Below are 13,056 nucleotides of genomic sequence, written 5' to 3'. Positions count from 1 at the left end.
GGATTCCGGGCCAGCAACGGAGTCCAGGCACGCGGACCGGCGCATAAGGCACCGGTCGTGTGACCATGCGTGGTACGCCGTCGATGACACGTGTCATCGACGGCTGGCACCGACTGTTGATGCCCGGAGAAGATCGTCGCATGTTTGTCGTTGTGTACGCTTACGCGACCGAAAAGCGTACACAACAACAAAATCGTCCAGATCATGGTCTGTGCGGGTGGCCGCGCCGACGGTGCCCGTCTCCGCCGGAGACGGGCCGAAGCCACCCGCCGAGGACGGCCGCATTCACGACGGGGCGGGACGCGACGGTCGGCCAGCCGGTCAGCCGCGGCCACGGGGCGGTCAACGTCAGGCGGACGTCCTTACCGCTCTGCCACGGACCGGCGGTCCCGGGGCCGCTGGAGATCACCAGCATGGTCACGCAGCCGGCTGCGGCGGACGCCGGCCGTGCACCCGGCCGCCTCGTCCTCTTCCGCGGTGCCCCTGCCCACAGCGTCCGTCGCCACGGCAGCCCTGGGGCCGGTCTACCTCGCCATGGCGGCCTGCTGCCATGGCGACCCCGGCCGCGCCCCCTCGCCAGACCCATCTGCCGCCACGAAGATCGCCCTCGCGGCAGCGGATGGGTTTGCGGCGGTGGTCGAGCCTGCGCTCAGACGTCCTGCCTGCTCCGCCTGCGGATGAGGAAACCGCCACCGGCAACTGCGGCCAGCAGGGCGACCAGAGCGAAACGCTTCATTGCGTACCTCCACGATGCGAACGAAGGGTATACGGAACACTCCCACACCTACGGCCGTCCCCGCTCGGCTCAGCCCCGTGCGGGAGGACGGGCGGAAGCACACCGGGCAGACAGCCGAACGGAAGATCGGCTGTCTGCCGAGCCTGAGCATGCCACGTCCGTAGCCACTTCGGCGGTAGGCAGCCTCGGATGTCGGTCATCATACGGAGCAATTTTTTCGCTCTTCAAGAGATCGTCTCACTCGCCCGCGCGGGGAACTGTCGTGGTCGCGCCAGCTCCGGCCAGGCCGGTCTCAGCCCGAGGCGCGAGGCGCGAGGCGCGATACGTCCACCCTGACGGGGAGCCGTACCGCATCCGGCCGGACCGGCCAGTCAGACGAGATCACGAATGGAGATCGTCTGGTTCCGGCCGGGGCCGACCCCGACGGCCGCCACCGGCGCGCCGGCCAGCTCCTCAAGCGTTCGGACGTAGTCGCGGGCGGCCTTCGGCAGATCGTCGAACGATGACGCCCGCGAGATGTCCTCACCCCAGCCGGGAAGCTCCTCGTAGATCGGTCTGGCGTGGTGGAACTCGGTCTGCGTCATCGGCATCTCGTCGTGTCGCACCCCGTGGACGTCGTACGCCACGCAGACCGGTACCCGGTCGAAGCCGGACAGCACGTCCAGCTTGGTCAGGAAGAGGTCGGTCAGCCCGTTCACGCGCACCGCGTAGCGGGCGATCACCGCGTCGAACCAGCCGGTACGTCGGGCCCGGCCGGTGGTCACGCCGAACTCGCCGCCGGCGGCGCGCAGCTCGTCGCCGACCTTGTCGGTGAGCTCGGTCGGGAACGGCCCGGAGCCGACTCTGGTCGTGTAGGCCTTGCAGATGCCGATCACCCGGGTGATCCTTGTCGGCCCGATACCCGAACCGGCCGCGGCCCCGCCCGCGGTCGGGTTCGACGACGTGACGAAAGGATAGGTCCCGTGGTCGACGTCGAGGAGGGTGCCCTGGGAGCCTTCCAGGAGCACGACCCTGCCGTCCCGTAACGCCCTGTCGAGCACGAGGCCGGTGTCGGCGATGTGCGGCCCGAGCCGCTGCGCGTACACGCTGTACTCGTCGACGACCTTGTCCACCTCAAGGGCGCGCCGGTTGTAAATCTTGGTCAGGATCTGGTTCTTCTCCCGCAGCGCAAGCTCCAGCTTCGCGCGAAAGATCCCGGGATCGAGCAGGTCCTGGACGCGGATGCCGGTCCGGGCGATCTTGTCGCCGTAGGTCGGGCCTATCCCGCGGCCGGTGGTCCCGATCCGCGCCTTACCGAGATAACGCTCGGTAACTTTATCGAGCGCCCGGTGATGAGGCATGATCAGATGCGCGTTCGCGCTGATCAGCAGCTGGGAGACGTCGATGCCGCGGGCGCGCAGCCCGTCCATCTCCTGGAGCAGGACACCGGGATCCACGACCACACCGTTGCCGATCACCGGCACACAGTCCGCGCGCAGCACGCCACTGGGGATCAGGTGCAGGGCATAGCTTTCCGTGCCGATGACAACGGTATGTCCGGCATTGTTACCCCCCTGATACCGGACGACGAAGTCGACCGCCCCGCCAAGCAGGTCGGTCGCCTTTCCTTTGCCCTCATCGCCCCACTGGGCGCCGATCAGCACGAGCGCAGGCACCGGGTGAGGTTACCTGGCCCACCCGACTCAGGGATGTCACATCGCCGACGGAGTACGGCAAGATCTTCAGAGCGGTCATTGCGGACGCCCGCCCACAGGCGTCACCAAACTCCCGTCCGCACCGATCATCCCTCCGGGAGTCCACTTGCATTACTGAAGGTAACTGTGGAGTCTGTATTTCGGTAAGGCGGATAGTCGATCGGGACGGGGGTGTCACGGTGGCTGCTGTCACCGCCCGCTCCGTGGGCGCCGAGGGTTCCGACCCGCACGCCAGCCAGAACACCAGCACAGCGCGGGACATGGCAGCCGGCCAGCCGCCCGCCGCCGACGCGACCGCGGCCGAGCCGTCCGAGCCGGCACGACCGTCCGCCCAGTCCGACCGACCCGGGCAGCCAGAACGGTCGACACCCACAGTGACAACACCGACAGTTACATCGGCCACCGACCAGGCTGTCGCGGGCCCACCCGAACAGGAGCCGGTGGACGGCGGTCCGGCGGACGGCGACCCGCCGCGCCGCGGCTACCCGGTGAAGCACAGCAGCCCCCTGAACGGCGACAACACGGCGAACGGCGACAACCCGGTGGGACGCGGCAACCCGGTGGGACGCGGCAACACCGTGAACGGCGGCAGCCCGGTGAACGGCAGGCCGTCCGAGGCGCCGGTGAACGGCAGGCCGTCCGATGCGGCCGCGTCGAGTGGTGGCTCCGTGCCGCCGCCCGGCTCCGCCGAGGGCACCCAGCCGAACGTGCCGGACGACAGGCGGCCCCCCGCCCGTCCCGGCCCCGACGGTCGCCGGCTGGAACCCAACATCCCACGGGCTGGCCTGCCGCGCGCTGGCAGGCCAGCGGCAGGCAGCGCGTCCGCTCCAGCCGCTCCGGCCGGCCCCGTCGGTTCCCTGCCGGCCCATCGGACGCCGGTGGCGCACGCCGCCGGCCTGGTCACCCGGCCGCAGGCGGTGCGGCAGAGCGTCGGCGCGCACGCCCGGCCGGTCGGCTTCTCACCCATCGGCGACGTGCCTCCCGCCGGCCTGGTGGAGGTTGTCGTTCGCGGCAGCTACGCCATCCGCAGCGCCAACCGGGCCGAGGAGCAGCGCCGCAGGCGGGCGGACGCCGTCGCCACCCACGTGGACAGGCAGATCGCCGAGTTCCTCGCCATCTGCGCAGCCCAGAGCCTCTCACCTAACGTGAGCGTTCGTCTGCTCCCGCAACGTCTGCCCCCACCGGTGGCCCGCGGTGGGCGCCGACGGCAGCCCGCGGATCCGGTGCCGCTCCCGATCCCGGCTCCCACCGAGGCCGGCCCGGCCGGGCACGACACAGCCGGGCGGCCCTCGACGGAGATCACCGATGGCGGGAGCGATGGCGGGAGCGATGGCGGGAAGGCCGGTCGGCGCGGTTCCGGTCCGGCCAGGGACCGTCGGCGCGGCCGGCACGCCGCGTCACCGCTGGTCTGGCCGGTGTTGTACTGGCGTAACGAGGAGTTCCCGTACACGGGCCGCTGCCTGCACCTTTTCGTCGACCGCGACGGGCGGACCTTCGAGGGCCGGGACGACCCGGGAGCCCTCTACGCCCTGGGCCGCGATGTCCGGGTGTGGCCGGTGGACATCCACGCGGTCGTCGGGGCCATGGCCGAGGTGGACGCCCGGCGATGCGCGCAGCAGGTGGTGTACGGCCTGGCACACACGCTGTGGCGTGCTGGTGTCCTCCTGTAGACACCCRTAGACGTACGCGCCCGCGGGCGTAGGGCGGGCGCCGCGGCCGGTCAGGACACACCACCGTCCGTGCGGGCCCCGACAAGCGTCCGGACGTCAGTCACGAACCGTGTTCGATTCCATCCAGATCGCTTCCAGGTATCACACCGTGAGCACGTCCGCGGCCGGGCCGGGCCTGACCGGAAAGTTGATCGCGGTGAGCGCTACCCTGTACCGCGTGCCCTCCCATACCGGTTCCCACGCAGGGCCCGTGACCGCGCGCACARCCAGCCGGGGCGCGGCCGGCCGCCGACCACCGGTCGGGCAGGTGGCAGTCCGACAGATGGCAACGGCCGCTCTGGCCGCGGCGACCGCTCCAGCGGCAGTTCGTCCAGCGGCAGTTCGTCCCGCGGCAACGGCCGCTCCGACGGTAGCCGCCCGTTCAGCGACAGCCGCCCGTTCAGCGGCAGTGGCTGGTTCAGCGGCAGCCGCTCGTCCAGTGGTGATGGTTCGTTCAGCGACGGTGACCGGCCCGGCGGTGGCAGTGGGTAACGGGTGACACGGTGAAGGTACTCGTCGTCGGCTCCGGTGGCCGGGAGCATGCCCTGTGCCGGGCGCTGTCGCGCGACCCGGCCGTGAGCTCGATCGTCTGCGCCCCGGGCAACGCCGGCACCGCGGACCTCGCCGAGCCACGTCCGCTTGACGTCGGCGACCCGGACGCCGTCGCGGCCCTCGCGCAGACAGTCCAGGCCGATCTGACCATCATCGGGCCGGAGGTTCCCCTGGTCGCCGGTGCAGCCGACGAGCTGCGGGCCCGCGGGCTGACCTGCTTCGGGCCGTCCGCCGCGGCTGCGCGCCTGGAGGGCAGCAAGGCGTTCGCCAAGGACGTGATGCGCGCCGCGGGCGTCCCGACCGCGGCCGCCCGCGACCACACCGAGATCGAGCCGGCCCTGGCCGACCTCGACGAGTTCGGCCCGCCCTACGTCGTCAAGTACGACGGGCTGGCCGCCGGCAAGGGCGTCACCGTGACGACCGACCGGGCGGAGGCGGTGGCGGCCGTGCGGTCCTGCCTGCGCCGGGAGGACGACCGAGTCGTGATCGAGGAGTACCTGGACGGCCCCGAGGTCTCGCTGTTCGCGATCGTCACGGAGGCCGGCACGGTCGTGCCGCTGCTGCCCGCGCAGGACCACAAACGGGTCGGGGACGGCGACACCGGGCCGAACACCGGCGGGATGGGTGCCTACGCGCCGCTGCCGTGGGTGCCACCCGGGCTCGTCCCCGAGGTCGTCGACACAGTGGTCAGACCCGTGGTGGACGAGATGGCCCGCCGCGGCACGCCGTTCTCCGGCCTGCTCTACGCCGGTCTCGCGCTGACCTCCCGCGGGGTGCGGGTCGTGGAGTTCAACGTCCGGTTCGGCGACCCCGAGGTGCAGGCGATCCTGGCGCTGCTGGCCACRCCGCTGACGGACGTGCTGTCGGGCCGCCGGGCGCCGGCGTGGCGCTCCGGCGCGGCGGTCACGGTGGTCGTTGCCGCTTCCGGCTACCCGCAGTCACCAAAAGTCGGTGATCCGATCAGTGGTCTCGCCGCCGCGCAGGCCCTCACCGGCGTGGACGTCCTGCATGCGGGCACCCGCCGGGACGCCGACGGCAGGATCGTGTCGTCCGGTGGACGTGTACTGTGCGTAACGGCAATCGGGTCACATCTTGAGGCCGCGAGAGGTTCGGCCTACGAGGCGATCAGCCGTCTGTCGCTGGCCGGAGCACACTACCGGACCGACATCGGCGACCTGACCCGCATCGGCGTCCCGACCTGGCAGGCCGCACCCGGCGGCGGGGCCAGCGGGTCGGCGGAGCGAGGTTCCTGACCAGACAGATCAGCACAGTCGGGCCGTGGGATCCGGAAGACGCGGCGGATGCGGGAGATCCGGATCCGCGCGAATTCCGGATCCCGGCCATGGGGGCCAAGGAGAACCATGGGAGCCACGGGGGCGCAACCGCTGACGCCCGCGTCGCCGGCATCCGCCCCGTCCGGTGTGTCCGCCCGTCCGGGGACGGCCGTAGGACCCCGGGTGGGTGATGCCCCTCCGGGCTCCAGCGGCCGGTCCGCCAGTCGTCCACCTACGATCAGCCAGTCGTTCAGAAGGTGAGTGAGCAGGCAGGTATGAGCGAGATTTCTCGGAACGACCCGAACGCACGGTCACCAAAGGTGGCCATCGTCTACGGCTCCCCCTCGGACGCCCAGACGATGAGCAAGGCCGGCGCGACTCTGGAGCGCTTCGGCGTCCCCTACGAGCAGGTGTCGGTGTCGGCCCACCGCGCCCCCCGCACCCTCGCGGAATACGTGGGCGAGCTGGCCGCCCGCGGCATCGCGGTCGTCATCGCCGGCGCCGGGCTCGCCGCCGCCCTGCCCGGATCCGTTGCCGCGCTCACCACACTGCCCGTGATCGGCGTCCCGATCACGGGTGGGGCGCTGGACGGCATGGACTCCCTGCTCGCCATCGTGCAGATGCCGCCGGGGGTGCCGGTCGCCACGGTGGGGCTGAACAACTCCACGAACGCCGCCGTGCTGGCCACCCAGATCCTCGCCCTGAGCGACCCCGGGCTGCGGGCTCTGCTCACGGCGTTCAAGGACGACTTCGAGAAGGCCGCCGCCGCGGGCCTCGAGGAGGCGCTGGCCCCCGACCGCTGACCGACCGGCCACCTCCCGGCGAGTCCCCGGCACCTCGGCGTAACCCGCCTGCCCGGCGTACCCCTGCCAGATGGCCTGCGCCGGGCAGGCGGCCGTGTTCGCCCGCCACATCAGATGATCATTTCGGACGGGCTCCGGTCAGACGGTTCCCGCCGGGCGGGCGCGTCTCACCCGCCCGGCGCGTCCCTGCCGGCGGGCGTCCCACCGGCAGCCGTCACAGGATCGGCTCGGGGGTGTAGGCGGCGGCGTCCGGGTAGCGGCTGACGATGCCGTCCACCTGGGCGCAGAAGGCCACGACCTGCGCCCGGGCCGCTCCGGTGAACGTCAGCGGCTCGGCCAGTACCGACGACAGCTCGGCCGTGTCCAGGCCCAGCCGGTCGTCGCTGGCCAGCCGGGCCAGCAGGTCGTTGTGCTCCGCCCCCTTCTCCCGCAGGGCGAGGGCGACCGCGACCGCGTGCTCCCGGATGACCTCGTGGGCTCTCTCCCGCCCGACGCCCCGGCGCACGGCGGCCATCAGGATCTTCGTCGTGGCCAGGAACGGCAGGTTGCGGTCCAGCTCCCGGGCGATCACAGCCGGGTAGGCCCCGAAGTCGTCCAGGACGGTCAGGAACGTCTCGTACAGTCCGTCGGCGGCGAAGAACGCGCCGGGCAGCGCCACCCTGCGCACGACCGAGCAGGACACATCCCCCTCATTCCACTGGTTCCCGGCGAGCTCGCCGGTCATGGCGGCGAAGCCGCGCAGCACCACCGACAGGCCGCCGACCCGCTCACAGGACCGGGTGTTCATCTTGTGCGGCATCGCGCTCGAGCCGACCTGGCCGGCGGCGAAACCCTCGGTGGCCAGCTCGTGGCCGGCCATCAGCCGGATGGTCGTGGCGAGGCTCGCCGGCCCGGCCACAGCCTGGACCAGCGCGGTGACGATCTCGAAGTCGAGCGACCGCGGGTAGACCTGRCCCACGCTGGTCAGCACCCGGCTGAAGCCGAGGAAGCCGGCGATCCGCCGCTCCAGCTCGGCGAACCTGGCTTCGTCCCCGCCGAGCAGGTCGAGCATGTCCTGACCGGTCCCGACCGGGCCCTTGATCCCGCGCAGCGGGTAGCGCTCCAGGGTGTCCTCGACCCGCTCGAAGGCGGCCAGCAGCTCCTGCCCGGCGGAGGCAAACCGCTTACCGAGCGTGGTTGCCTGAGCGGGGACGTTGTGGCTGYGCCCGGTGATCACCAGCGAGTCGTGCTCGGCGGCCAGCCGGGCCAGCCGGGCCAGCGCCGCGACCATGCGCCCCCGGATCAGCGCGAGTGAGCTGCGCACCTGCAGCTGTTCGACGTTCTCGGTGAGATCGCGTGACGTCATGCCCTTGTGCACGTGCTCGTGGCCGGCGAGGGCGTTGAACTCCTCGATGCGGGCCTTGACGTCGTGGCGCCGCAGCCGCTCCCGCCGGGCTATCGAGGCCAGGTCCACCTCGGTGAGGACCCGCTCGTAGTCCTCGATCACGCCGGCGGGCAGCTCCAGGCCGAGATCCCGCTGGGCGCGCAGCACCGCCAGCCACAGCCTGCGCTCCGCGACCACCTTGCTCTCCGGCGACCACAGCCGCCGGATCTCCGCCGAGGCGTAACGGGTGGCCAGGACGTCGGGAACCTCGGGGGGCTCGGGGGCGGTGGGAGGTACGGGGGCCGCGTGCTCGGTTGCCATACCGGCCATCGTGCCCGACAACCGCGCCCGAATCCCCGGCCCGGAAACCCTACCCTGCCGTGACGTCGCGTCACCGGCCCGAACATCCCGTCGGGACGGGAGCATCCGGCCACCGGCCACTATGCCGCGTCACCGACTGGGACGTCCTGATTGCCTGCGAAGAGGCCCGGCGCATCGCATACGGTCGAGGCATGCCACTGACGCACGAGGAGTTCGCCGGGCTGACCCACCTGGGGTCGGGCAAGGTACGCGAGATGTTCGCGGTCGGTGACGACGCGGTGCTCCTGGTCGCCAGCGACCGGATCTCCGCCTTCGACGTGGTCCTGCCCACCGAGATACCGGACAAGGGCGCCGTCCTCACCGGCCTGTCGCTGTGGTGGTTCGACCAGCTCGCGGATCTCGTACCGTCCCATGTGATCAGCACCGACGTGGCCGAGTACCCCGACGAGCTCGCCCCCTACACCGAGCAGCTGCGCGGCCGGTCGATGCTGTGCCGGCGGCTGGCCATGGTGCCGATCGAGTGCGTCGCCCGCGGCTACCTCACCGGCAGCGGGCTGAAGGACTACCAGCGCACCGGCGAGGTCAGCGGCCACGCGCTGCCCGCCGGCCTCGTCGACGGCAGCCGGCTGCCCGCGACGATCTACACCCCGTCGACGAAGGCGCCGATCGGCGAGCACGACGAGAACATCAGCCGGGCGCAGGCCGCCTCCCAGGTGGGCTCCGAGGTTGCCGCCGAGCTGGAGAAACTCACCCTGGCGATCTTTGAGCGGGCGGTCGCCGTGGCCGCCGAACGCGGCATCATCGTCGCCGACACCAAGTTCGAGTTCGGCCACGACGCCGACGGCGTCCTGCGGCTGGGCGACGAGGTGCTGACCCCGGACTCGTCCCGGTTCTGGCCCGCCGACCAGTGGCGGCCCGGCGGCTCCCAGCCGTCCTATGACAAGCAGTTCATCCGCGACTACCTGGCGTCCACCGGCTGGGATCGGACCGCTCCCGGCCCACAGCTTCCGCCGGAGGTGGTCGAGGCCACCCGGGCCCGCTACGTCGAGGCGTACGAACGCCTCACCGGCACCTCCTTCGCCGGCTACGTCGCCGCCGCGCAGGCCCGGTAGGCGTCGTCTCGGGCAGGCGTTTCAGAACGTCCGTCCCGGGCCCGGCGTCTCGGGCCCGGGAGGCGTACTCTCAGCCCTCCGGGTCGCGCCGCCGTCAGTCGGAACCTTCCGCCGGTGGCCGACGGACGCGACCGCCAGCCGCTGACACATGTGCGGTACGTGACAGGCGTGCACGCGCGATCGCGTTCGGGTTAGGCTGGCGCGCGACGTCCGGTACCCCTACGAGGACTGGAACGACATTGATGGCCACATCCGCAACCGCGGCTTCGCCACGCCCCCGATCGCCCGACGACGGGGAGCCGGAGCTGGCCCAGAGCCGCGCAGAACTCGATTCGCTGCTCGATGCGTCACCCTTAGCAGCGAATGCTACACGAGCTGTCGTCATGACGATGGGCGCGTTGCATGCCGGGCATGCCGAGCTGATCCGCACCGCCCGGGCCCGCGCGGACCAGCTGATCGTAACGATCTTCGTGAACCCGTTGCAGTTCGGCCCCCGGGAGGACCTCTCCCGCTACCCCCGGACGCTCGACGCCGACCTGCGGCTGTGCGGCCGCGAAGGCGTGGACATCGTCTTCGCCCCGCCGATCGTGCACGAAACCCCGCCGCTCGTCCGGGTCAGCGCCGGCCCGCTCGGCGAGATAYTGGAAGGTGCCAGCCGCCCCGGGCACTTCGACGGCGTCCTCACGATCGTCGCGACCCTGCTTCACCTGACCCGGCCGCACCTGGCCTTCTTCGGCAAGAAGGACGCCCAGCAGATCGTCCTCGTCCGGCGGATGGTGCACGACCTGGCCTTCCCAACCGAGATCGTCGCGGTGTCGACGGTACGGGCCCCGGACGGGCTGGCGCTGTCCAGCCGCAACGCCTACCTGACCACCCACCAGCGCGGCAGCGCGCTCGCGCTGCCGCGGGCGCTCGCCGTCGGGGTGAGCGTCGCCGACGAAGGCGCGGACGTGGTGCTGGCCGCCGCCAGCGAGGTGCTCGCCGCCGAGCCGGGCGTCAGGGTGGACTACCTGAGGCTGGCAAGTCCCGACGATCTGGCACCGGTACGTATCGGCCAGGCGCTACTGCTGGTCGCGGCCCGGGTGGGCACCACCCGGCTGATCGACAACATCGAGCTCACGCTGCCCGGGGAGGACGGCTGACCGTGTTCCGGACCATGCTCAAATCGAAGATCCACCGCGCCACGGTCACCCAGGCCGATCTGCACTACGTCGGCTCCGTCACGATCGACGCCGACCTGATGGCGGACGCGGACCTGCTCCCCGGCGAGCAGGTCACGATCGTCGACATCGACAACGGTGCCCGGCTGGAGACCTACGCGATCGCGGGTCCGCCCGGCAGCGGGATCATCGGGATCAACGGCGCGGCAGCCCGGCTCGTCCACCCCGGAGATCTTGTGATCATCCTGGCGTACGCGGTCATGGCCGACGCCGAGGCCCGCCGGTTCACCCCGCGGGTGCTGTTCGTGGACGCCGCCAACCGGATCGTCGCCCGCGGCCAGGATCCGGCGGCGGCGATCCCGGACGACCCGTCCAGCCTGCGCGGGGACATCGTCCAGCCGCTGTCGGTCCCGCCGCTGTCCGCCGACGGGGCAAGAGCCGAGCGGAGGGCGCCCCGGCACGAGCCGGACGGCGGGCGGACGGCCACGGTCGGCACGCGGATCCGTTCATGATCTTCCTGCCCTGCCGGCTCGGGGCATCCCGACCAGGCTGGGCACTCGACGCCGACATCGTGGTGATCGGGTCGGGGATCGCGGGGCTCAGCGCCGTCCTGCACGCCCGCGCGGCCGTGCCCGCCGGCCGGGTCCTGCTGGTCACGAAGGCACGCCTGGACGAGGGGTCGACCCGTTGGGCGCAGGGCGGCATCGCCGCGGCGCTCGCCCCGGAGGACTCCCCCGAGGATCACCTGGCCGACACCCTGACAGCCGGGGTCGGGCTGTGCGACGTCGACGCCGTGCGGATCCTGGTCACCGAGGGGCCGGCGCGGGTGCGGGAGCTGGCCGAGCTGGGCGCCGCGTTCGACCGGGACGGCTCCACCGGCGGGTTCGCGCTGACCCGCGAGGGCGGCCACCTGCGCAACCGGATCGTGCACGCGGGCGGCGACGCCACCGGCCTGGAGGTCGAACGGGCTCTCATCGCGGCGGTGCGCACGGACCCGGGCGTCGAGGTGATCGAGCACGCGCTCGTCCTCGACCTGCTGCTGGACGCCGACGGCAACACCGCCGGGGTCACCCTGCACGTCCTGGGCGAGGGCAGCAAGGACGGGGTGGGCGCGGTCGCCGCCCGCGCGGTGATCCTCGCCACCGGCGGGATGGGGCAGGTCTTCGCCGCCACCACGAACCCGCCGGTGTCCACCGGGGACGGTGTGGCGCTGGCGCTGCGCGCCGGCGCGGTCGTCACCGACCTGGAGTTCGTCCAGTTCCATCCGACCGCGCTGTGGCTGGTCCCGCCGTCAACGGAAGCGGCCACGCGACCGGGGGCGGGGGCGGGCCCGGCGGCCGGCGCGGCCAGACCGGCCGGCGGCGGTGGCGGCGGGCCGTCCGGTGCGCCGCCCGGCTCCGGCCAGCAGCCGCTGGTCAGTGAGGCCATGCGCGGTGAGGGCGCCCTTCTGGTGGACGCCGCCGGGCACCGGGTGATGGACGGCGTCCACCCGCTCGCCGATCTGGCCCCGCGGGACGTCGTCGCCAAGCAGATGTCCCGGGTGATGGCCGCCCAGGGCGTCGACCACCTCTACCTCGACGCCCGCGGCCTGGGCAGTTCCACCCTGCTGCGGCGCTTCCCGACGATCACGGCCCGCTGCCGGGCCGCCGGTGTGGACCCGGTCCGCGAGCCGATCCCGGTCGCCCCGGCGGCGCACTACGCCAGCGGCGGTGTGCGCACCGACGTCTGGGGGCGTACCAGCGTCCCCGGGCTGTACGCGTGCGGCGAGGTCGCGTGCACGGGCGTGCACGGAGCGAACCGGCTGGCGTCCAACAGCCTGCTGGAGGGGCTGGTCTTCGCCGCCCGCATCGGCACCGATCTCGCCCGGGGGCTGCCCAGCCCGACGAAGCCGGTGAACCCGGTGGTGGGACACGGCTCGGCCGGGCTTGCCGACCCGGCGGCCCGCGCCGACCTGGCCCGTGCCATGGCCGATGGCGCCGGGGTGCTGCGCAGCGAGCAGAGCCTGCGGGCGACCGCGAAGACGCTGGCCGCCCTCGGGGACCCACGGGTCGGTGGTACGGTCACCGCCGGCCCGGATGCCTGGGAGATGACCAACCTGCGGACCGTCGCCACCGCGCTGGTCGCGGCTGCCACAATGCGTCAGGAAACCCGTGGCTCGCACTGGCGGGAAGATTTCGGTACCACTGACGACGCACGCTGGCGTGGCCACATCCTCACCCAGTTGGACGCGGAAGGTGAGCTCTCAGTGACATACGAGCCGTTGGACGTCGCGGAGGCTCCGCCTCTTCCGGGCCACCCGGCAACCGCCGGGCACGCCTCGGGCCGGTCCTGA

General features: G+C 72.2%; 9 protein-coding genes. 7 read left to right on the top strand and 2 right to left on the bottom strand.

Annotated features, from left to right (window positions below; all coding sequences use genetic code 11):
- Positions 1–1,107: 1,107 nt before the first annotated feature.
- Positions 1,108–2,391, bottom strand: coding sequence for an adenylosuccinate synthase (locus tag BL254_RS02655; RefSeq protein WP_047222112.1), 1,284 nt, complete (start codon positions 2,389–2,391; stop codon positions 1,108–1,110).
- Between the two features lie 218 nt (positions 2,392–2,609).
- Here BL254_RS02655 and BL254_RS02650 point away from each other — a divergent pair, with 218 nt between their 5' ends.
- From BL254_RS02650 to purE, 3 genes are all read left to right on the top strand, one after another.
- Positions 2,610–4,100, top strand: a complete 1,491-nt coding sequence (locus BL254_RS02650) for a hypothetical protein (protein ID WP_076842415.1) — start codon at positions 2,610–2,612, stop codon at positions 4,098–4,100.
- A gap of 542 nt (positions 4,101–4,642) precedes the next feature.
- Positions 4,643–5,944 carry a phosphoribosylamine--glycine ligase gene (gene purD / locus BL254_RS02645; protein ID WP_047222115.1) on the top strand — a complete coding sequence of 434 codons (1,302 nt, stop codon included), beginning with the start codon at positions 4,643–4,645 and terminating at the stop codon, positions 5,942–5,944.
- A gap of 296 nt (positions 5,945–6,240) precedes the next feature.
- Positions 6,241–6,768 carry a 5-(carboxyamino)imidazole ribonucleotide mutase gene (purE, locus tag BL254_RS02640; RefSeq protein ID WP_047222116.1) on the top strand — a complete coding sequence of 176 codons (528 nt, stop codon included), beginning with the start codon at positions 6,241–6,243 and terminating at the stop codon, positions 6,766–6,768.
- A 214-nt stretch (positions 6,769–6,982) separates the two neighbouring features.
- Here purE and purB read toward each other — a convergent pair whose 3' ends face one another.
- The gene (gene purB / locus BL254_RS02635) at positions 6,983–8,452 is read right to left on the bottom strand and encodes an adenylosuccinate lyase (protein WP_076842414.1); all 1,470 of its coding nucleotides are present in this window, start codon (positions 8,450–8,452) and stop codon (positions 6,983–6,985) included.
- A gap of 191 nt (positions 8,453–8,643) precedes the next feature.
- On the opposite strand from purB, the gene BL254_RS02630 reads away from it, so the two are divergent.
- The 4 genes from BL254_RS02630 (at position 8,644) to BL254_RS02615 (ending at position 13,056) form a co-directional block, all read left to right on the top strand.
- Entirely contained in the window at positions 8,644–9,564 is a 921-nt protein-coding gene (locus tag BL254_RS02630) for a phosphoribosylaminoimidazolesuccinocarboxamide synthase (RefSeq protein WP_047222118.1), read from the top strand.
- Between the two features lie 242 nt (positions 9,565–9,806).
- Complete coding sequence (gene panC / locus BL254_RS02625) at positions 9,807–10,706, top strand: pantoate--beta-alanine ligase (protein WP_047222119.1); 900 nt, start codon at positions 9,807–9,809, stop codon at positions 10,704–10,706.
- 2 nt (positions 10,707–10,708) lie between these two features.
- On the top strand, positions 10,709–11,236 hold the full coding sequence (gene panD, locus BL254_RS02620) for an aspartate 1-decarboxylase (protein ID WP_013875492.1): 528 nt from the start codon (positions 10,709–10,711) through the stop codon (positions 11,234–11,236).
- Entirely contained in the window at positions 11,233–13,056 is a 1,824-nt protein-coding gene (locus tag BL254_RS02615; protein ID WP_076842413.1) for an L-aspartate oxidase, read from the top strand. The genes panD and BL254_RS02615 overlap by 4 nt, the downstream gene beginning before the upstream one ends.

Origin of the sequence: Protofrankia sp. BMG5.30 (assembly GCF_001983005.1) — a bacterium.
In the GTDB taxonomy this organism is placed as follows: Bacteria; Actinomycetota; Actinomycetes; order Frankiales; family Frankiaceae; genus Protofrankia; species Protofrankia coriariae.
The sequence above is the reverse complement of the archived record's forward strand: the minus strand, read 5'-3'. Positions and strand labels throughout refer to the sequence as shown.